The organism is Microbacterium wangyouchuni (genome assembly GCF_054072595.1).
Genome location: NZ_JBSVRM010000004.1, coordinates 154,026 through 173,960 on the forward strand (window position 1 = coordinate 154,026; position 19,935 = coordinate 173,960).

Annotated in this window: 23 protein-coding genes; 8 read left to right on the forward strand and 15 right to left on the reverse strand. The window is 64.4% G+C overall.

Translation table 11 applies throughout. The annotated features are described in order from the left end of the window. Positions 1-7: 7 nt before the first annotated feature. The 3 genes from pyrH to rpsB form a co-directional block, all read right to left on the reverse strand. Positions 8-724 carry a UMP kinase gene (gene pyrH / locus ACW5CM_RS08055; protein ID WP_457124718.1) on the reverse strand — a complete coding sequence of 239 codons (717 nt, stop codon included), beginning with the start codon at positions 722-724 and terminating at the stop codon, positions 8-10. Between the two features lie 94 nt (positions 725-818). Further along, positions 819-1,646: a translation elongation factor Ts gene (gene tsf, locus ACW5CM_RS08060; protein WP_438254315.1), complete on the reverse strand. Its 828-nt coding sequence runs from the start codon at positions 1,644-1,646 to the stop codon at positions 819-821. Positions 1,647-1,687: 41 nt separating this feature from the next. Continuing rightward, the gene (gene rpsB, locus ACW5CM_RS08065) at positions 1,688-2,596 is read right to left on the reverse strand and encodes a 30S ribosomal protein S2 (protein WP_438254313.1); all 909 of its coding nucleotides are present in this window, start codon (positions 2,594-2,596) and stop codon (positions 1,688-1,690) included. 299 nt (positions 2,597-2,895) lie between these two features. Between rpsB and ACW5CM_RS08070 the strand changes: the two genes are divergently transcribed. Then, positions 2,896-3,402, forward strand: coding sequence for a murein hydrolase activator EnvC family protein (locus ACW5CM_RS08070; protein WP_457124719.1), 507 nt, complete (start codon positions 2,896-2,898; stop codon positions 3,400-3,402). A gap of 7 nt (positions 3,403-3,409) precedes the next feature. Here the strand turns inward: ACW5CM_RS08070 and ACW5CM_RS08075 are convergent, their stop codons facing one another. Continuing rightward, positions 3,410-4,312, reverse strand: coding sequence for a tyrosine recombinase XerC (locus ACW5CM_RS08075; protein ID WP_457124720.1), 903 nt, complete (start codon positions 4,310-4,312; stop codon positions 3,410-3,412). Between the two features lie 138 nt (positions 4,313-4,450). On the opposite strand from ACW5CM_RS08075, the gene ACW5CM_RS08080 reads away from it, so the two are divergent. Beyond that, positions 4,451-4,975, forward strand: a complete 525-nt coding sequence (locus ACW5CM_RS08080; protein ID WP_438254308.1) for a hypothetical protein — start codon at positions 4,451-4,453, stop codon at positions 4,973-4,975. A gap of 77 nt (positions 4,976-5,052) precedes the next feature. Here the strand turns inward: ACW5CM_RS08080 and ACW5CM_RS08085 are convergent, their stop codons facing one another. Further along, on the reverse strand, positions 5,053-6,162 hold the full coding sequence (locus ACW5CM_RS08085) for a phosphotransferase (protein ID WP_457124721.1): 1,110 nt from the start codon (positions 6,160-6,162) through the stop codon (positions 5,053-5,055). An 89-nt stretch (positions 6,163-6,251) separates the two neighbouring features. On the opposite strand from ACW5CM_RS08085, the gene ACW5CM_RS08090 reads away from it, so the two are divergent. After that, positions 6,252-7,814, forward strand: a complete 1,563-nt coding sequence (locus ACW5CM_RS08090; RefSeq protein ID WP_457124722.1) for a sensor histidine kinase — start codon at positions 6,252-6,254, stop codon at positions 7,812-7,814. A 3-nt stretch (positions 7,815-7,817) separates the two neighbouring features. Continuing rightward, a complete protein-coding gene (locus tag ACW5CM_RS08095) occupies positions 7,818-8,474 on the forward strand; it encodes a response regulator transcription factor (protein ID WP_457124723.1) in 657 nt (218 codons plus the stop codon). Between the two features lie 13 nt (positions 8,475-8,487). On the opposite strand, the gene dprA is transcribed toward ACW5CM_RS08095, so the two are convergent. The 8 genes from dprA to ACW5CM_RS08135 form a co-directional block, all read right to left on the reverse strand. Then, positions 8,488-9,639 (reverse strand): DNA-processing protein DprA, encoded by a 1,152-nt coding sequence (dprA, locus tag ACW5CM_RS08100; RefSeq protein ID WP_438255903.1) that lies wholly within the window; start codon positions 9,637-9,639, stop codon positions 8,488-8,490. Then, the gene (locus ACW5CM_RS08105; protein ID WP_457124724.1) at positions 9,636-11,165 is read right to left on the reverse strand and encodes a YifB family Mg chelatase-like AAA ATPase; all 1,530 of its coding nucleotides are present in this window, start codon (positions 11,163-11,165) and stop codon (positions 9,636-9,638) included. The genes dprA and ACW5CM_RS08105 overlap by 4 nt, the downstream gene beginning before the upstream one ends. Beyond that, on the reverse strand, positions 11,162-11,524 hold the full coding sequence (locus tag ACW5CM_RS08110) for a YraN family protein (protein WP_457124725.1): 363 nt from the start codon (positions 11,522-11,524) through the stop codon (positions 11,162-11,164). Before ACW5CM_RS08110 ends, ACW5CM_RS08105 begins: the two co-directional genes overlap by 4 nt. Positions 11,525-11,612: 88 nt before the next feature. Next, positions 11,613-11,939 (reverse strand): DUF2469 family protein, encoded by a 327-nt coding sequence (locus ACW5CM_RS08115; RefSeq protein ID WP_438255900.1) that lies wholly within the window; start codon positions 11,937-11,939, stop codon positions 11,613-11,615. 36 nt (positions 11,940-11,975) lie between these two features. After that, positions 11,976-12,635, reverse strand: coding sequence for a ribonuclease HII (locus ACW5CM_RS08120; protein WP_438255899.1), 660 nt, complete (start codon positions 12,633-12,635; stop codon positions 11,976-11,978). After that, positions 12,632-13,360 (reverse strand): signal peptidase I, encoded by a 729-nt coding sequence (gene lepB / locus ACW5CM_RS08125; RefSeq protein WP_438255898.1) that lies wholly within the window; start codon positions 13,358-13,360, stop codon positions 12,632-12,634. The genes ACW5CM_RS08120 and lepB overlap by 4 nt, the downstream gene beginning before the upstream one ends. Positions 13,361-13,482: 122 nt before the next feature. Further along, positions 13,483-13,830, reverse strand: a complete 348-nt coding sequence (rplS, locus tag ACW5CM_RS08130; RefSeq protein ID WP_438255897.1) for a 50S ribosomal protein L19 — start codon at positions 13,828-13,830, stop codon at positions 13,483-13,485. Positions 13,831-13,996: 166 nt separating this feature from the next. Then, on the reverse strand, positions 13,997-14,491 hold the full coding sequence (locus ACW5CM_RS08135; protein ID WP_457124726.1) for an MFS transporter permease: 495 nt from the start codon (positions 14,489-14,491) through the stop codon (positions 13,997-13,999). 99 nt (positions 14,492-14,590) lie between these two features. Between ACW5CM_RS08135 and map the strand changes: the two genes are divergently transcribed. After that, positions 14,591-15,373: a type I methionyl aminopeptidase gene (gene map / locus ACW5CM_RS08140; RefSeq protein WP_438255895.1), complete on the forward strand. Its 783-nt coding sequence runs from the start codon at positions 14,591-14,593 to the stop codon at positions 15,371-15,373. Between the two features lie 84 nt (positions 15,374-15,457). Beyond that, entirely contained in the window at positions 15,458-16,030 is a 573-nt protein-coding gene (locus ACW5CM_RS08145; RefSeq protein ID WP_457124727.1) for a histidine phosphatase family protein, read from the forward strand. A 17-nt stretch (positions 16,031-16,047) separates the two neighbouring features. On the opposite strand, the gene ACW5CM_RS08150 is transcribed toward ACW5CM_RS08145, so the two are convergent. After that, positions 16,048-16,791 carry a class I SAM-dependent methyltransferase gene (locus ACW5CM_RS08150; RefSeq protein ID WP_457124728.1) on the reverse strand — a complete coding sequence of 248 codons (744 nt, stop codon included), beginning with the start codon at positions 16,789-16,791 and terminating at the stop codon, positions 16,048-16,050. Between the two features lie 22 nt (positions 16,792-16,813). Here ACW5CM_RS08150 and ACW5CM_RS08155 point away from each other — a divergent pair, with 22 nt between their 5' ends. Further along, positions 16,814-17,380, forward strand: coding sequence for a hypothetical protein (locus tag ACW5CM_RS08155; protein ID WP_457124729.1), 567 nt, complete (start codon positions 16,814-16,816; stop codon positions 17,378-17,380). Between the two features lie 108 nt (positions 17,381-17,488). Here ACW5CM_RS08155 and ACW5CM_RS08160 read toward each other — a convergent pair whose 3' ends face one another. Next, positions 17,489-19,087, reverse strand: a complete 1,599-nt coding sequence (locus ACW5CM_RS08160) for an ABC-F family ATP-binding cassette domain-containing protein (RefSeq protein ID WP_438255881.1) — start codon at positions 19,085-19,087, stop codon at positions 17,489-17,491. 172 nt (positions 19,088-19,259) lie between these two features. Between ACW5CM_RS08160 and ACW5CM_RS08165 the strand changes: the two genes are divergently transcribed. Then, a complete protein-coding gene (locus ACW5CM_RS08165) occupies positions 19,260-19,931 on the forward strand; it encodes a DedA family protein (RefSeq protein WP_457124730.1) in 672 nt (223 codons plus the stop codon). The last annotated feature ends 4 nt before the right edge of the window (positions 19,932-19,935 follow it).

Genomic DNA, 19,935 nt, shown 5'->3' on the forward strand with positions numbered 1-19,935 from the left:
ACCGCGCTCAGGCGGTGACGAGTGTTCCGATCGGTTCTCCCAGCAGAGCGCGCGTCACGTTGCCGCTGGGCTCCATGCCAAACACCCGCATGTCCATGTTGTTGTCCATGCAGAGGCTGAAGGCGGTGGAGTCGACGACCTTCAGGCCGCGCTGCAGTGCGTCCAGATAGGTGACCGTGTCGATGCGAGTTGCCGAGGAGTCCTTCTTGGGGTCGGCCGTGTAGATGCCATCAACACCGTTTTTCGCCACGAGTACTTCCTGTGCGCCGATCTCCAGTGCACGCTGCGCGGCAACGGTATCGGTCGAGAAGTACGGGAGGCCAGCGCCGGCGCCGAAGACGACAACGCGACGCTTCTCCATGTGACGCTCGGCACGCAGCGGAATGTAGGGCTCGGCGACCTGTGTCATCGAGATGGCGGACTGCACACGCGTCGGCGCGCCGGCCTGCTCGAGGAAGTCCTGCAGTGCGAGAGCGTTCATCACGGTTCCGAGCATGCCCATGTAGTCGGCACGACCGCGGTCCATGCCGCGCTGGCTGAGCTCTGCGCCGCGGAAGAAGTTTCCGCCGCCGACGACGATGGCGATCTCGACCTCGTCAACGGCAGCCGCAATCTCACGGGCGATCTGGCTGACGACGTCTGGATTCACTCCCAGCTGCCCGCCTCCGAAGGCTTCGCCAGAGAGCTTGAGAAGGACGCGTCGGCGCCTGGTGCGTTCGGTCATGGTGTGTGGATCCTCTCGTCCCGATTCAAGATAGTGCCTTTTGGGCATGAAGAAGGGGTTCGGACCCTTGTGGATCCGAACCCCTTATGCACTGCTACGCGCCAACCTTGAAGCGCGCGAAGTCCGTCACGGTGATACCGGCGTCCTTCGCCACCTGGGCGACAGAGAGCTTGTTGTCCTTGGCGTAGTCCTGCTCAAGCAGGGCAACCTGCTTGATGAACGCAGAGACACGGCCTTCGACGATCTTCGGCAGAGCCGCTTCTGGCTTGCCCTCGTTGCGGGAGATCTCGGTAACGATCTCGCGCTCCTTCTCGACAGCGTCAGACGGAACGTCTTCGCGGCTGAGGTAGGACGGGTTGGCGAACGAGATGTGCTGCGCGATGCTGCGAGCAGTCTCTGCGTCGTCACCCGTGTAAGCGACGACAACGCCGATCTGCGGAGGCAGGTCCTTGCTGGTGCGGTGCAGGTAGACCTCGACGGCGTCGCCGGTCACGGTGCGAACCTGGCGCAGCTCAACCTTCTCGCCGATGATTGCTGCCTCGTCCGAGATCAGCTCTCCGATGTTCTGGTTGCCGGCAGCAGCGACGAGGGCATCCTCAACCGAGTTTGCCTGGGCGGCTGCAACCGCGTCAGCGATCTTGTCAGCGAGTGCGATGAAGCGCTCGTTCTTCGCGACGAAGTCGGTCTCGCAGGCGAGCTCGATCAGCGTCACAGCGCCGTCGGCCTCGCGAGCGACGACGAGTCCCTCACTGGTGGAACGGTCAGCGCGCTTGGCATTGCCCTTCGCACCCTTCAGGCGAAGCAGCTCAACGGCCTTTTCGCGGTCGCCGTTGGCCTCTTCGAGAGCCTTCTTAGTGTCGACCATGCCGGTGCCGAGCTGTTCGCGCAGCGCCTTGATGTCAGCGATGGTGAAGTTGGCCATGTGTGGTGGCTCCTTGCTTCGATATGGGTGTGTACGCGGAATTACTTGGCGTCGGCTTCGGCCGGAGCCTCGGTTGCCTCAGCTGCGGGAGCCTCGGTTGCCTCGGCCTCAGCTGCGGGAGCCTCAGCCTCAGCTGCAGGAGCCTCGGTTGCCTCGGTTGCCTCGGCTGCGGGAGCCTCGGTCGCGGGCGCCTCAGCAGGCGTCTCGAGAAGTTCCTTCTCCCACTCGGCCAGCGGCTCAGCGTCGCCCGACTCGGGGTTGTGCTTCTGCTGCAGGCCTTCGGCAGCTGCGTCCGCGATGATGCGGGTCAGCAGCGAGACGGAGCGGATCGCGTCGTCGTTACCGGGGATCGGGTACTGGAAGTCGTCCGGGTCGGCGTTCGTGTCGAGGATGCCGATCACGGGGATGCCGAGCTTCTTGGCCTCGTCGATCGCGAGGTGCTCGCGCTTGGCGTCGATGACCCACAGAGCCGAAGGCGTCTTGGTCAGGTTGCGGATTCCGCCGAGCGACTTGTGCAGCTTGTCGAGCTCGCGCTTCTTGAGCAGAAGCTCCTTCTTGGTGAAGCCACTGTTGGCCGGCACCTCGTAGTCGAGCTCTTCGAGCTCCTTCATACGAGCCAGACGCTTGGAGATCGTCTGGAAGTTGGTGAGGAGGCCACCGAGCCAGCGCTGGTTCACGAAGGGCTGACCAACGCGGGTCGCCTGCTCTGCGAGGACTTCCTGAGCCTGCTTCTTCGTGCCGACGAAGAGGATGGTGCCGCCGCGGGCAACAGTCTCCTTGACGAAGTCGTAGGCGCTGTCGATGTAGCCCAGCGACTGCTGCAGGTCGATGATGTGGATGCCGCTGCGCTCGGTGAGGATGAAGCGCTTGACTTTCGGGTTCCACCGACGGGTCTGGTGTCCGAAGTGAACGCCGCTGTCGAGCAGCTGGCGGATGGTGACCACAGCCATGGTCGTCTCCTGATTCTGGCGCTGGCGCGCCGTTGAGGTTATTTCGCTGATCGGGCGATCAGCATTCCTGGTGCCCGGCCCACGCCCGCCCGTTCCGGAGAACGGGACCTGAGGGATTGGAAGCCACGACCGAGATCGCTTTGGGCACGCGTAGTCACCTCGAGATCGAGGTGCGACCTCAAGTGTACAGGATCGCGTCGCATCCACTGCTTCTGCACTGAAGCGGAGTTGACCCGTGTTCTCAACGAAAAGTGGGTAGCAGCTATGGCCCGTGCCGCACGATCGATCAGGATGGCCTGATGCGATCCCTGAGAGTTGGTGCACGCAGGTGCGTGGTCCTCTTGCTGTCCACGTTTCTCGCGGCGATTCCCGCTGTTGCCACGCCGGATTTGCCGCGCACATGGCAGTGGCCGGTTCCGGGCGTACATCACGTCGTCACACCCTTTCAAGCGCCGACGCACGACTACGGCCCCGGTCACCGCGGCATCGATATCTCGGTCGCCGTCGGCAGCGTCGTTCATGCGCCAGCCGACGGTGTCGTCGCTTTTCGGGGCGTCGTCGTCGACCGGCCGCTGATCACCATCGATCACGGCGACGGGCTCGTCACCACTCTTGAGCCGGTCAGTTCACAGCTCTCAGTAGGAACAGCGATCGCCGCTGGTGAGGAGGTGGGCACAGTGGCACATGGCGGCCACACGCCGATCGATCAACTGCACCTCGGGGTTCGCCTCAACGACGTCTACATCAACCCGATGCTGCTGTTCAGCGATGTGCCGCGCGCGGTGCTGCTCCCCTGCTGCGCATAACCGGCTCTCAGGCGCGGGGATGGGCGAGCCGGTAGGTCGCTGTCAGTCGTTCCGAAGACACGTGCGTATAGATCTGCGTGGTGCCCAGGCTCGCGTGCCCGAGGATCTCCTGGACGGCGCGCAGGTCTGCTCCCCCATCAAGCAGGTGAGTGGCAGCCGAGTGCCGGAGAGCATGCGGGCCGACGGCATCCGCTCCGATGATCGGCCCCAGGGCGTCCGCGACGATCGTGTAGACCGCCCGCGGCCCGACACGAGCGCCACGCACGCCGAGCATCACCGCCGGAGCCGCCCGTGCACTGCGTGCCAGAAGCACCGGCCGCCCGCGGACGAGATAGGCATTGAGTGCATCGCGGGCGGGGATCCCGAATGGAACAACCCGCTCCTTCGCCCCCTTGCCGAGCACCCGGACAGTCGCGCGGTCCTGATCCACGTCGTCGACGTCGATTCCGCACAGCTCCGATACCCGCATGCCAGAGGCATAGAGCAGCTCGAGGATCGCGTGATCACGCAGGTGAATCGGATCGCCGTCGACGGCGATCTCACGGCGTTCATCCAGCAGTTGCCGCATCCCATCCCGCGATGCAACTACCGGAAGCGAACGCCCGCGTTTCGGCGCCACCAGGCGCAGGCTGGGATCGGTGTCGATCAGCTCTTCCTCATGAGCCCAGGAGAAGAACGAGCGGGCAGAAGCCGCACGGCGCGCGAGTGTGCTGCGTGCGTCGCCGCGTTGGGTGGCACGCCACAGCCAGTCGCGCAAAGACTCCAGGTCAATCTCTCGGAGCACGCCGTCATCGGTCGCTTCGGTGAGGTCTCGCAGATCCGAGCGGTAGGCGCGCACCGTCGCGGGCGACAAACGGCGCACATTCTCAAGATGCGTGGCGTACAACGCAGCCGCAGCGGACAGCTTCATGGTTCCAGCATGCCTATTTCAGCCGGACTGTCTGAATGCCTCGCCGGGCGAAGACAGCGCGAACCCCGAGAATCAGGGAGGGATCCTCGGGGCTCGAACCTGTCCAGTGGGTCAATAGGACCCTGTCCAACGGGTCAGTTGGACCCTGCCGAAGCAACCGACGCTGCGCTGGGGGCGGATGCCGGGCTCGGAGCGGACACCGGGCTCGGTGCAGACACCGGACTCGGAGCTGAGACAGGACTCGGGGCCGAGACGGGGCTCGGGGCAGACACGGGACTCGGGGCAGAAACCGGGCTGGGCGCAGAAACCGGGCTGGGCGCAGAAACCGGGCTGGGCGCAGAAACCTGCGCCGGGGCCGATGCGGCCGACACCGCAGAGACAGCCGACACGGCAGAAGTGACGTTCGCCGCGGAGGGTGCACTGACGACCGTGACGCTGGAGTTCGTCTCCTTCAAGTGCACCGTCTTGCCGCTGAGCACGCCGGAGCTGTCGTTGATGGCACCACCGGGGATGACCGTTCCATCCGTGGTCTGCAAGTTCATCGTGCTAGCCACCGCCGCGGCACCGCCGGCGACGACGCTGAGACCGACGACACCCGCGATTCCCGTGACGATCCACTTCTTGCGTGTATTCATATCTGTTTCCTCTGTCCGTGTGCAGTGACTGTCTCCCTGTTATCGGGATGATTCAATCCTCGTCGCCCTCCCTAAGGTCAATCCAAAGGGCGGATGAGAGCGTTCTTATCTCGCTCCGGTTGACGGCATCCGTCCGTCCAGCACTGCATGAGCCGATGCCCGTAGTTGGTCCGCAGCATCCGCATCTCGTCTGTCGTTCGCCGCGATCAGGTGACCGAGTAGTTGCACACCTGTCAAAGCGCGCACCAACGGGTCATCTCCCCAACGCGCGAGAGCGCCATCGGCCAGGTCCCAGACGCGTGCGCGGTTATGCGCATCGGTCAAGCGTGCGCTCGCGATGGCGTGCGCGGCGAACGCAGCAGCATCCTCCGCCGGATCGGCAATACCCAGGGTGTCGACATCGATCACTGAGCAGATCTGACCCTGATCATCGAGGAAGAGCTGGCCGTAGTGCAGGTCGCCGTGCACGACAGTGCGAGGGCGCCCACCGTCGATGCGTCCGATGAGGGTACGGATGCTGTCGAGGAGGTCCGCGGTACCGTCGACCTCGCGAGACTCGTACCAGCGGATACGTCGCTCAGCCCCAGGGCTCCGCTTGGTCCAGGAAATACTCGAGAACCGCGCCCGCAGCCGATCGGTCTCGTCGAGCAGGGTTTCCGGCTCCCACGCAAAATCGGTCGCCGGCGTTCCCGCCGCCGCCGACATGATCACCAGGCCCTCGGCGGACCAACCGTGCACGAACGGGACTCCAATGCCCGCATCGGCCGTGGCCGTGTGCGCACGCACCAACGACTCCACGCGCGAGGGGCGGACGACTTTGACCCAGACCGACTCGTCCCCGGCAGCCACGCGGAGCACTGCGCGGCGACCCGGTCGATAGGCGATGAACTCCGGGGCACTCGTCGCGGTGAAGCCCAGGCGCTCCAGAAGCGCCGTGGCCGCGTGGTCGAATGAGATGGATGCGAGTGCCGGCAGATGCGGGTCTGCCGGATGCATCCACACGCGCGTATCCTCGCTCGCCCACCCGGTTTCAGCGGCGACGGTAATCTGCGAGGTGTCCACGTAGTACAGCAGATTCTGCGCGCCCGGCACCTCGATGCCCGTGACCGATCCGGCACCCAAGGGCTCTTTCGAGTGCAGAGTCATCGTCGCTGCCGAGACGCCGAGGGCCTCGCTGAGAAGGTCTCGCTCCGAGACTTTGGTGTTGGCACTCACCTGACGATTGCATCATGAGTGGGCGCACAATGGGATGAGATCTCTCTTAGGAAGAGGCTGAGACCCTCCGGACTCGGGATACTTGACACGTGGCAGCAGGAAATAAGGACGACTCCGGTCGCAGGCGTCGTCGTCGATTCGCGGTCTCGGTGCGTACCCGCATCGTCGCAACGATCACCGTCGTAATCACAGTCGGCCTGTTTGCCGTTGGCTTGTCGGTGTATCTCGTCGAGCGTCAGCGGATTCTTGAACAGGTGGATGCGCGGCTGCACGCGAACCTCGAATCCGCGCACTTCATCGTCGAATCGCCAGATCCGGAAGCCGGTCCCTGGGCATCGTCCTCGGACGCACTGGCCGTCGTCGTGCAGCGGATGAGCCCGGATGACAACACCGGCGCCATGGGACTCGTCAACGGCGTGATCACTTTCGTGCCCGGGTTCGATCTGGATCTCGATCTGCAGTATCAGGGGATGTTCGCGGCCCACGTGGATCGGGAACTCGACCCCGGCGAGGCGATCATCGGCACCTACGCTGAGCGGGGTGTGGCGTGGCGCTATCTGGCGACGACTGTCTCCGTCGAGAGATCGTCTGCGCCAGAAGAAGTCGTCTTCGTCATGGTGTATGACCTGCAAGCGGAGCTTGCCGAGTTCAACGAACCGGTGCGGATGTTTGTGATCGCGTCTCTCATCGTCATCGTCGTTGTCGCTGCCACCGGCACGATCGTTGCAACGCGTCTGCTGCGTCCGCTACGCCAGATGCGCACCACCGCAGAGCGGATCTCGGCTCAGAATCTCAACGAGCGCCTCGACATCGTGGGAAACGACGATGTGGCCGAGCTTGCCGAGACAATGAACGCGATGCTCGATCGCATCGATGCTGCACTCGACTCGCAGCGACAGCTGCTCAGCGACGTCGGCCACGAGCTCAAGACCCCGATCACGATCGTGCGGGGGAACATCGAGGTCATGAATCCGGACGATCCGACGGATGCTCGGGAGACCCGGGCGCTGGCGATGGATGAGCTGGATCGAATGGCCGATCTCGTGCAGGATCTGGCCGGTGCTGCTGCGTTGCACGGCCCGAAACCGATCGATCCGCATGCGATGGATGTTGCCGAATTGCTGGCGCAGATCGCACGCAAAGCGAGTGGAATCGACGGTGCTGATGTGTCTGTGGCTGACGCAGCCGGAGGCACGGCGATGCTCGATTCGGCCCGGATAACCCAAGCCATGCTGCAACTCGCGCAGAACGTCGTCACACATGCCGACGGACGGATGGAGATCGGCGTTTCCGATGCCGGCGAGCACGTGCAGTTCTGGGTTCGTGATTTCGGCCCGGGCGTTCCTGAGCATGCGAAGAGTCAGATATTCGAGCGCTTTCACCGCGGCTCCAACGCCGCAGACAAGCCCGGGAGCGGCCTGGGGTTGAACATCGTGCAGGTGATTGCGCGCGCGCACGGCGGGACCGTGCGGGTCGAGGATGCTGTCGGCGGTGGTGCCGTGTTCGTTCTGAGCGTTCCCCGAGGCGCGGGTCCAACTGCTGCGCCACCGCCCGACGGCCCAGTGATCCCACCACGACCACCTCTGCCCGGGCCAGACCCCGATCCAGACCCCGACCCCGACCCCGACCCGATGATCGATCGAAGGAAGTAACCTGTGGCATCCATCCTTGTCGCCGATGACGAGCCGCGCATATCCGGCTTCATCGAGAAGGGGCTGCGCGCAGCCGGCTTTGCCACACGCGTCGCAGCGACCGGGCCCGAGGCACTCCACCTTGCGCAGACTGATGAGTTCGATCTGATGGTGCTCGATGTCAATCTGCCGGGATTCGATGGTTTCCAGGTCCTCGAGCAGTTGCGCGGCTCTGGCTCGCGGCTGCCGGTGATCATGCTCACCGCCCGGGTAGAACTGCACGACACGATCGCCGGGCTTGAGGGCGGCGCGGATGACTACCTGGGCAAGCCCTTCCGCTTCGACGAGCTACTCGCGCGCATCCGACTGCGGATGCGACGGGACGAGGCTGGCGCCACGACTGACCTGACGCATGGTGCGTTGCATCTGGACGTGCGCACCCGTCGCGCCCGCGTCGGCGCGGTTGATGTCGAACTCAGCGCGCGCGAGTTCGCCCTGGCCGAGGAGCTCGTCCGCAACGCCGGCCAGGTTCTCAGCCGCGAACAGCTGCTCAGCCGGGTATGGGGATACGACTTCGACCCCGGCTCCAACGTGGTCGATGTTTACATCGGCTACCTCCGTCAGAAGCTCGGCACCGGACAGATCCAGACCGTTCGCGGCGCCGGCTACCGGCTGCCATGATCTGCTGCCCCACTCATATCGGCACGCGCTGCCATCCGGCGTCGGTCCGCTGAGCGATCCCCTCAAGCGCGAGCAGACCGAGGATTGCTGCCACACGGCCCGCGTCGAGACCCGATCGTGCCGCAAGATCCCCGGCACTTCGCGCCGTTCTCGTGCTCAGGGCGTCCAGCAGTCGCACCTGATCCGGGTTAGTGCTCTCCGGTGCGGCCGGTGCCGATTCAGTCATCCCGAGCAGCTCACGCACCTCTTGCGCATTCGTGACGCACTGGGCGTCGTACTCGCGCAGCAACCGATGGCATCCCGCCGACGCTGCCGAAGTCACCGGACCAGGCACCGCCCCCAGAGGTCGCCCCAGCGTCGATGCGTGCCCGGCGGTGTTCAAGGATCCGCTGCGCCATCCGGCCTCGACGACGACGGTGGCCGCCCCCAGCGCGGCGATGAGCCGATTGCGAGCAAGAAATCTCCATTTCGTCGGTGCTGCACCGCAGGGCAGCTCGCTGACGATCGCACCGGCCGCCTGAATTCGTTGAAACAGATCCTGATGCCCGGCGGGATACGCCCGGTCAACGCCGCCGGCGAGAAATGCAACTGTCGCACCGCCGGCGCCCATCGCGGCGCGATGTGCAGCGCCGTCGATCCCATAGGCGCCACCGGAGACCACCAGTGTGCCGGTCGCCGCGAGGTCACCGGCGAGTTCTGCCGCCACGGATTCCCCGTACGCGGTCGCCGCACGTGCGCCGACGATCGCGACCGGATTCGGAGACGAGAGATGGTGGGATGCACCTCGCGCCCACAGCATTGCGGGTGCGTGCTCGCCCAGATCTGCCAAGGCTTGCGGCCACTGAGCGTCACCGGGAAGCAGCAACCGCGCCGCGACCTCGGTGGCGCCTCGCAGCGCCTCCGTCACCGCCCGAGGGTGTGCACGCGGCATCCACCGTTTTCGTGCCTCATCGATCGCTTTTTCCGATAGATGCTGCTTCGACAGGGCGAACTGCAGCGCGTCCACTGCGCCCAGCTGCTCGATCAGGGCGCCTGCCACCCCATCGCCGGGTTCAGCGATGATGCTCCAGGCGACCCGCGCCAGCGTTTCGGTCGGGTGAGTGTCCGGGCGTGCGGATTCTGCGGCCCTCCGAGTCTCGGTGTCGCCGAGCAGCGCCTCCATCATGCGATCAGTCCTCTCTTCAGAAACAACGCCCGTCCCAACTCGTCCGATCCTGGGGTGTCCACCGCCGCAAGGTCCGCCATCGTCCAAGCGAGCCGCAAAACACGGTCATAGCCTCGAAGTGTGAGCTGACCACGCTCCAGTGCTCGATCCAGCGGCCCGCGCACATCCGACGGCAGGCGAATCTCCCCCTGCCGTAGCCACGTACCGGCCACTTCGGCATTCATCGTCCAGGGCGTTCCTGCCCAACGATTCGCAGCACGTTTCCTCGCTGCCACCACCAGCTCACGAGCATGTGCTGTCGTCATCGCTGATCGCTCGGTGGAGGTCGCCCGAGACGCGGCCACCCGAGCCACCTGCAGATCGATGTCGATCCGGTCACGCAGCGGGCCGGACAATCGAGCGGAGTAGCGGCGAATCGCGATCGGCGGGCAGATGCACTCTGCACCACGCACGCCGTAGTTTCCGCATGGGCACGGATTCGTCGCCAGGGAGAGCTGGAACCTCGCCGGAAACCGAGCATGAAATCCGGCCCGATCGATGTCGATGCTTCCCGATTCCAACGGTTGTCTCAGGGCATCCAATGCCGCGCGTGAGAACTCGGCGGCCTCGTCCAAGAACAGCACCCCACGATGTGCCCGCACAATCGCTCCCGGGCGCACCGTGCGCGATCCACCGCCGACGAGCGCCGCGACCGAGGCGCTGTGATGGGGTGCTTCCAGTGGCGGCACATCATCGAGCTCGCTCACCATCGCACCCGCGAGCGAGCGGATCGCCGCCACTTCCAGCGCGGCCGATTCTGACAACGGAGGCAGGATGCCGGGCAAACGCCGTGCGAGCATCGTCTTTCCCGCCCCGGGCGGGCCGCTCATGAGAATGTGATGCCCGCCCGCGGCCGCGGCTATCAACGCCTCCACAGCTTCCTCCTGGCCGACAACATCTGCCAGGTCCAAAAGATCTGTCTCACGCGGCACCGCGGCAGCGCCTGCTACGGGTTCAACCTCGGCTACCGCGATGTCAGCTCCGTGCCACATCGCCACCTCTGCCAGTGTGGTGGCCGCTTGCACGCGCATACCCGGAACGAGGTTGGCTTCCGCCTCGTTCGCGTGCGGGACGATCACGCGATCGAACCCGGCGCGCGAAGCGGCGAAGACGGCCGGAAGCACCCCAGGAACCGGGCGCACCCGTCCGTCCAGACTGAGCTCTCCGATATGCACCGTGCGGGCGATCGATGAGGCATTCAGCACTCCCCCGGTTGCCACCGCAGAGATGGCGATGCCCAGGTCGAACCCGCTGCCGTGCTTGGGCAGACTCGCCGGAGACAGGTTCACGGTAAGTCGCTGGCGCGTCAACTCGAGTTGGGCGTTCGTCACCGCGTTGTGCACGCGCTGAGCCGCTTCACCCAGTGCCTTGTCCGGCAGCCCGACGATTTTGAATCCCGGCGTCTGATTCGACACGTCAGCTTCGATCTCGACCAGGTGACCGTCCACGCCCGTCAGCGCGACCGCCCAGGTTCGCGCCGTCCTCATCGCAGATCCACCAGATGCTCGAGCTGACCTGCAGTGGGGTCTGCGCCGATGATCCCGATCACATCGATGCGCAGCATCCGATTCTTGGCGAGGTCGGCATGATCTCGGCACCAGGCGTACCCCAGCCGCCAGAGGCGCTCCTTCTTGCGCTCATCGACCGCTTCGAAGGGATGCCCGAAATCAATACTGCGGCGGGTCTTCACCTCGACGATGCACAGTGCTCCATCGCGCTCTGCGACGATGTCGATCTCGCCCTGCGAGCACCGCCAGTTACGCGCCAGAATCTGATACCCGCGCTCGATCAGATGCTGCGCCGCGCGTTCTTCACCCGCGCGTCCGAGGTCGTCTTTCGCTGCCATGACGACAGCATGCTCAAACCCAGGAGTGCGGGTACCCCGCGATTACACGAACCGTGCAGAATCCTCGTAGAACCCGAAATGGGGATAACTACTTGCCGTCCAGCGACAGGTCCTCTGGCAGCTCGAATTCTCGTCGCTGGAGCTCTTCAACGTTGACGTCCTTGAATGTGAGCACGCGCACGGCCTTGACGAAACGATCGGCACGGTAAATATCCCAGACCCAGACATCCTTCATCGAAAGCTCGAAATAGAAGTCATGCTCGGTGTCACGACGGACAACATTCACCTCATTGGCGAGATAAAATCTGCGCTCGGTCTCCACTACGTATGCGAATTGCCCTACGACATCGCGATACTCGCGAAACAGTGCGAGTTCGAGTTCGCGGTCGTAGTCGTCGAATGCCTCTTCATCCATGATGAGTCCATCCTATGAGTTCCTGCGCTGGGAAGCTCAGAACAGGGTCGGCGCATCGGCTATCGCCCACGACGACCGATGAAACGGAGACAGTCCCCGGTCTCTGATCGCGGCGCGATGCTCGGCGCTGGCGTAGCCCTTGTTGCGATTCCACTGGTACGGCGAGTGCTGCTCATGCAGCTCGGCCATGTGTGTGTCTCGCGCCACTTTGGCGATCACAGATGCTGCCGAAACGGAGGCGCAGTCCCGGTCTCCCTTGATCACCGAGCGCACCTGCAGGGGCACCGGGTGCACGGCCGAAACATAATCGTGGTTGCCGTCCAGGATCACCAGCGTGCGCTCGAGAGACACACCCTGTACGACCACGGCGTCGATTGCCCGGGATGCGGCCAGCCCCAGTGCGCGGATGATTCCGACCTCGTCGACCTCGGCGGCGCTCGCCCAGCCGACACCGGATGCCGGCACCCAGGCTGCGGCACGGGCGGCGACATCGGGACGACGCTTCTCGGTCACCAGCTTCGAGTCGCGCAAGCCTTCCGGCACGCGGCGGCGGGCCCCGGCAGCATCCATCACAGCCGAACCGACGGCGACCGGGCCTGCCAGCGCACCGCGCCCGACCTCATCGAGCGAGATGATCAGGTCGTACTCGGCCAGGAGTTTGCGCTCCAGACGCAGGGTGGGCGCGACTACCGTCATTCTGGCTCCGGAACCCCGTTGAATACGGGATGATGTCCATCGATCGTGCCGATGCGTCCGAGCGGCCACGTCGTCAAGAAGGCCTTGCCGACAACGTTGTCCAGGGGCACGAAACCACCACTGGGCAGGTCTTGATGGGCGCGAGCATCCTGCGATCGGTCGCGGTTGTCACCGAGCAGCCACAGTGAGTCCGCGGGCACGGTGACATCGAAGGGCTCGTTGGATGCGGCGGTGTCCCCCTCGGGCAGGTTCAGATACGACAATTCATCAACGGGCGCCCCGTTGATCTCGATCTGACCGAGCGCGTTGCAACAGACCACGTGGTCGCCGGCGGTACCGATGATGCGTTTGACGAGGTGATCTTCGCTGTCGGACGAACTCAGCCCGATCACCGTGAGCAACGAATCGATCGCTTCGATCAGCGGTGGCCCCGCCGGCTTCTGCACCTGCGCTGGCAGCCACCCGCCCGGATCCTCGAACACGACCACGTCGCCGCGTTCGTATCCCGTCCAGCGCGGCGTCAGCTCATCGACCAAGATTCGGTCGTTCACCAGGAGCGTGCGCTCCATGGATGCGGAGGGAATGTAGAACGAGCGCACGATGAAGCTCTTCACCAGGAACGACACCAGAGCGGCGATCACGATGATCACCAGCACGTCACGTAAGAAAATCCAGAATCCGCGGCGCCTCCTACCGGGGACCTCACGGGCGGATTCAGTCGTCATCGCGTTCCTTCACGGGGAGCTTCACACCGCGCACTGACGGCTCATTCAAGGTTCCCATACTCCAGGCCGAACAAAAGCACCCCGAGACGCTGTGTCCCGGGGTGCTTGAAAGAATATCGCGATCAGTTGTCGCGCTTCTCCTTGATCTTGGCCTTCTTGCCGTGCAGCTTGCGCAGGTAGTAGAGCTTCGCGCGGCGCACGTCTCCACGGGTGACGACCTCGATGCGGTCGAGCACCGGGGAGTGCACCGGGAAGGTGCGCTCGACGCCCACCTGGAAGCTGACCTTGCGGACCGTGAAGGTCTCGCGCACGCCATCGCCCTGGCGGCCGAGGACGATGCCCTGGAATACCTGGATACGAGAGCGCGAGCCCTCAGTGATGTTGACGTGCACCTTGACGGTGTCGCCGGGACGGAAGTCGGGGATGTCGGAACGGAGCGAAGCCGCGTCGACGGCGTCCAGGATCTGCATGATCGTCTCTCTCTGCACTCGCCACAGGTCGGATGCATGAAATGGAAGGAATACGTAGGTGTGTGCTGAACGGCGCTTGACACGACCGCGGGCTCCCCTGAGGCAGAGCCGGTCACGGCACAACGATCCATTCTCGCACGGAACACGCACCGCACCAAACCGCAGATCAGGGTTCGGCTACCGGCTTTTCCTTCACGATGATGACTTCCTGCTGGCGAAAGGCCTGGTCCCAGGCATCCGGCTCAGAATCCGTCACCATCGTCGGCGTGACGCGGATGCCGACACTCGCGCTGCGAGCCTCATTCCACAGTTGCCAGAGCATCAGCCAGAACATCGCTATGGCCGCGGCGATCGCGCCGGTCAGCAGCAGCGGGAACCACGCCTGCGGGTAAAAGCCGACCGCAATCGTCAGGGCGTGCCACACGCCGAAACCGAGCACGTCCCACCACGACAGCATCCGGGTTTCCCGCACTGATGCGCGCGCCCGTGCCAGGAGGGTCAACACTAACTGTCCGAGGAACACAGACGGAATCGCGATGAACAGCACCCAGAGGAATGCCCAGCCGCCCGCGTTGAAGATGCCCCAGCCAATCAGCAGCCACAGCGGCAGCACAACCGCGGCCGGAAAGAGCCAGCTGTACAGTGCACGTCGCAACCACATGTCACGATCGTACGTCGCACTTCTATGTGCGTCACCAATGTTCGCTGTGAGCGACCACAGCCAGGATCAACGAGAATAGAGAGGACGAGAGGAACACCCATGATCGAATTGCGCACTCCTGCTGAGATTGAAGAGATGCGAGCGGCGGGACGATTCGTTGCCGAGACCCTGGCGACGCTGCGCGATGAGACTAAGGTTGGTACGAACCTGCTCTCCATCGACCGCAAGGCGCACGACCTGATCCGCAAGGCGGGGGCTGAGTCCTGCTACATCGACTACGCACCGTCGTTCGGCAACGGGCCTTTCGGCAAGGTGATCTGCACCTCGATCAACGACGCCGTACTGCACGGGCTCCCCCACGATTACACGCTGCGCGACGGCGATCTGGTCTCGCTCGATTTCGCGGTCGCGGTGGATGGCTGGGTGTCCGACTCTGCCGTCTCTTTCATCGTCGGCACGCCGCGCGATGAGGATTTGCGTCTGATCGATACGACGGAGCGCGCTCTGGATGCTGCAATCGCTGCCGCGACTGTCGGCAATCGTATCGGCGACATCTCTGCGGCGGTCGCCGCGATCGCGCACGGCGAGGGCTACTCCATCAACACCGACTTCGGCGGGCACGGCGTCGGCCGCACCATGCACGGCGACCCGCACGTCGCCAACGACGGTCGCGCTGGTCGGGGCTTCCCGCTGCGCGATGGACTCGTGCTGGCCTTGGAGCCCTGGTTCCTCGCCACCACCGACGAACTCCGCACCGATGCAGACGGCTGGACACTGCGCAGCGCTGATGGCTCTCGCGGCGCTCACTCTGAGCACACGGTGGCGATCACCGCTGATGGTCCGATCGTGCTGACTGATCGCACGTTCCTCGGAGTGAAGTAGAGCAGTTCTTCGTGATGCGGTGCCGGCTTCACGCAGCGCCAGGGCTTATGCCATCCTGAGGGCATGATTCCGCAGGATCGACGAGTGCCAGAACGTGTACTGCTGGCTCGTCATGCGCAGGCGGAATGGAATGTCGAGGGACGGCTGCACGGACAGCGGGATTCGCCGCTGACGCGTGAGGGAATCGCCCAGGCAGCCCGTCTCGCTGACAGTCTCGTGCCGTACGGGGTCAGCATGGTCTTTTCGAGCCCGCTGGGCAGGGCGCTGCGAACGGCCGTCGTCATCGCCGAGCGTCTCGGTACCGAGATCGTCGAGATGCCCGAGCTCGCAGAACTCGATCTCGGGGATATGGCCGGGATGACCCGCCCCGAGATCGAACAGGCATTCCCGGGCGCCCGCGAGGAGCGGGCGGAGAACCGCTATGGCTGGGCGTTCCCTGGCGGCGAGAGCTATGCACAGGCTCGTGGACGAGCTCGCGTTGCGTTGTCCGCGTGCGGGTGGGAGGCGGATGGACTGCCTCTCATCGTCTCGCACGAGATGATCGGGCGGATGCTGCGCGCCGAGCTGCGCGGCCTGAATCCTGCCGAGACGCTGGAGCTGAGGCATCCGCTCGGCACAGCCTTCGACATCAACGGCCGCGCCGAGCATATGGTCTGACGCGCGTCCGCTGAGTCTCAGGCGTCGGAGCGGTACACGAACACGTCGGTGAGCATCGGCAAGTCGAATTGCTCGCGGCCACGGGTCTGCGGGTCAGCGTCGAGAATGGCCTCGAGCTGCGCGAGCATGCGCCCACGGGTCGTTTCGCCGGCAACGAGGAAGCTACTGACGGTGAGCCATCGGCTGAGGTAGTCCGCCCGCGTGATCTGCTCGTTCCAACGGATCTGGATCTGCTTCTCGAAAACGAACCCGGGTAATTCCTCTGCTGCGGACTCAGTCGTGCCGTCAGTTTCAGCTACTGCTGGATGCGCCACTCGATGGCAGGCATGGTCCCACGTGCAATCTGGATCCGAGTGGTTCCACAGCAGCCCGAGGATGCCACCCGGCACCAGCACGCGCGAGATCTCAGCGCACGCCTTCTCCCTGTCGAACCAGTGGAACGCCTGGGCCACCGTCACCGCGTCGACCGCAGCATCCGGCAGCGGAACGTTTTCCGCTCCCCCGACGATCGCTTCGACTTCGGGCAACTTCGCCCGCAGGACGTCGAGCATCGCAAGAGACGGCTCCACGGCGAACACTCGCTCGGCGCGGCTCAACAACAGTTCGGTGAACTTGCCTGTGCCTGCTCCGAGGTCCAGTACCGCGGCGACGCGGGTCGGGATGATCACCTCGGCGGCAGCATCCGGAAATCCGGGTCGGTACCGCTCGTACTCTTCGCCGATGTTCTCGAATGACTGCGCCAGTTGCTGGTGATCCGCCATGCTTCGACGATAGCGTTGATGGGTGGCTACCCTCACCGACCTCTCTTCAGAAGCCTCCCCTGACACCCCCGTTGCACTCGTGTTGCCAGGCGTCGGGTACACCGTGCAGGCCCCGCTCCTGTACTGGAGCGTCGGCATCCTCCTGGCCGGTGGGTGGCGTGTTATCACCGCCGACTGGACCGATAAAGACAGCGAGTTCGAGACTCCGGAAATGCTCATTGAGCACACGCTGGATGCCGCGACAACCGAAGCCGGCTCCCAACTCGACCTAATCGTTGCGAAGTCACTCGGCACGCTGGCACTTCCGTACGCCGTCACCCGCGGCATCCCTGGTATCTGGCTCACGCCGCTACTCAACCGGTCGGCGGTCGCCGAAGCTGTCTCGCTCGCTGACGCGCGCCACCTTGCCGTAGGCGGGACTCGCGATCGCCACTGGATCCCCGATGCCATCACGGGTACGCGTGCCACGCTGCTCGAGATCCCAGATGCCAACCATTCTCTCCGACTCGCGGATTGGCGCAGTTCCCTCGCCGTCCAGTCCACGATCTTTGAGCAGGTCGCTATGCATATCTCGCGACTGGAGAAGTGAACGAGCCACGAGAAATGCCTTGCTGCATGAGAAATGGCGTAGCAACACGTTTCTCATGCGAGACGACGTTTCTCGCGGCGGCGGCAACGCGCGGCGCGCGGCGCGCGGCTACGCGAGCTCGATGAGGTCCTGGTACTCCTGGTTCCAGATGTCTTCGACACCGTCGGGCAGGATCAGCACGCGCTCGGGGTTCAGCGACTGCACAGCCCCCGGGTCGTGCGAGACCAGAACCACAGCACCCTCATAGTGTGCGAGCGCGTCAAGGATCTCCTCGCGCGACGCCGGGTCGAGGTTGTTCGTGGGCTCATCGAGCAGCAACAGGTTCGCGGATGACACGACCAGGGTCGCCAGCGACAGACGGGTCTTCTCGCCACCGGAGAGGACACCGGCCGGCTTCAGCACGTCATCCCCGGTGAACAGGAACGAGCCGAGCACGCGACGCGCCTCCATCTCGGTGATGTGCGGGGCCGCAGACACCATGTTCTGCAACACCGAACGGTCCACGTCGAGGTTCTCGTGCTCCTGTGCGTAGTAGCCGATCTTCACGCCGAAACCAGGCTCGAGCTGCCCGGTGTCCGGCTCGTCGACACCGGCGAGCATCCGCAGCAGTGTCGTCTTTCCGGCACCGTTGAGTCCGAGCACGACCACTTTGGAGCCGCGATCGATAGCGAGATCAACGTCGGTAAAGATCTCCAGGGAGCCGTACGACTTCGACAGACCGGTAGCCATCATCGGCGTCTTTCCGCACGGAGCCGGCTTCGGGAACCGCAGCTTCGCGACCCTGTCCGTCTCACGCACGTCATCGAGACCAGCAAGCAGCTTCTCCGCGCGCGCAACCATCTGGTGCGCTGCGGCGGCCTTAGACGCCTTGGCGCCGAAGCGGGCAGCCTGCTGCTGCAGCGAGGTCGCCTTCTTCTCGGCGTTCGCGCGCTCCTTCTTGCGGCGCTCTTCGTCCGCTACCCGCTGACGCAGGTAGTTCTTCCAGTTCATGTTGTAGATGTCGATGCTCTGACGGTTCGCATCGAGATAGAACACGCGGTTGACGGTCTCGCCGACGATCTCGATGTCGTGGCTGATCACGATCAGCCCGCCGCGGTAGTTCTTCAGGAACTCACGCAGCCACACGACACTGTCGGCATCCAGGTGGTTGGTCGGCTCGTCGAGGATCATCGTCTCGGCATCGGAGAACAGAATGCGAGCGAGTTCGATGCGGCGTCGCTGACCACCGGAGAGCGATGACAGCGGCTGGTCGAGGATGCGATCCGGTAGCGACAGGTTGTTCGCGATCGAGGCCGCTTCAGCTTCAGCCGCATACCCGCCTAACGCTTCAAAGCGCTCCATCAGGTTGCCGAACTTGCGCATCGCCTTATCGGCGACGGCCTGATCAGCGGATGCCATATCCTCGCTGGCCTTGGCCATGCTGAGCTGAATGGATCCGAGTCCACGAGCATCCAGAATACGCGTGCGTGCGAGCATCTCCGGGTCGCCGGTACGCGGATCCTGCGGAAGGTAGCCCAGCTCACCGGATCGGGCCACGTTGCCGTCTGCCGGGGGCAGGTCACCGGCAAGCACCTTCGTCAAAGTGGTCTTGCCGGCACCGTTGCGTCCGACCAGCCCGATCTTGTCGCCGGCAGAGACGCGAAAGGACACGTTCTCCATCAGGAGGCGGGCGCCAACGCGAATCTCGAGGTCGTGCACGGCAAGCACAGCGGAAGTCCGTTTCGTCAGGGGAATTTGGCCGATGGGCCAGCCTCCCAGTATAGGTCTCCCGCGCTGGTAAGACGCCGACAGCCCCCGATGCAAAGACCCCTCTGAAGTATGACGCGTTCGATACCTCAGGGTGATGTGGTCGTAGCAGCGCAAACCATAGGTTCTACGGGTGGACATCATCAACGACCTCATCATGCAGGCTGCCGCATCCCCGTGGCTCTATCTTGTTATGTTCGCCACGGCCGTGCTCGACGGCTTCTTCCCTCCGATCCCGAGCGAGACGGTGCTGGTCGCAGCCGCTGCGGTTGCGACATCCACCGGTGAAACGAATCTGCCCCTCTTGATCGGCGTCGCCGCTATCGGCGCGATGATTGGAGACAACCTGGCGTATGCAATCGGCCGCACAATCGGAACCACCCGATTCGCCTGGATGCGCCGTCCTCGCGTCGCCGCCGCCTTCGAACGCGCACAGCGCACACTCCGACGCAACGGCGCCGGCCTCATCCTCGGTGCCCGTTACATCCCGGTCGGACGCGTGGCCGTGAATATGTCAGCCGGCGCGCTGAGCTACCCGTGGCGGCGCTTCCTGCCCTTCAGCATCCTCGGCGGCATCACCTGGGCCGCATACAGCGCGGGCATCGGGCTCCTGGCCGGGCACTGGCTGAAAGAGCAGCCACTCCTGAGTGCCGTCTTCGGTGTCGCGTTCGCTCTCCTCCTCGGCGTGATCATCGATCGCATCATCGCCCTACGACGTCGGCGCCGCGAAAGCGCGGATACGGATGCCCCGACCCCGGCTGAGATCGAGATGCACGAGTCGCAGCCTGCGCAGGTGCAAGGATGACTTC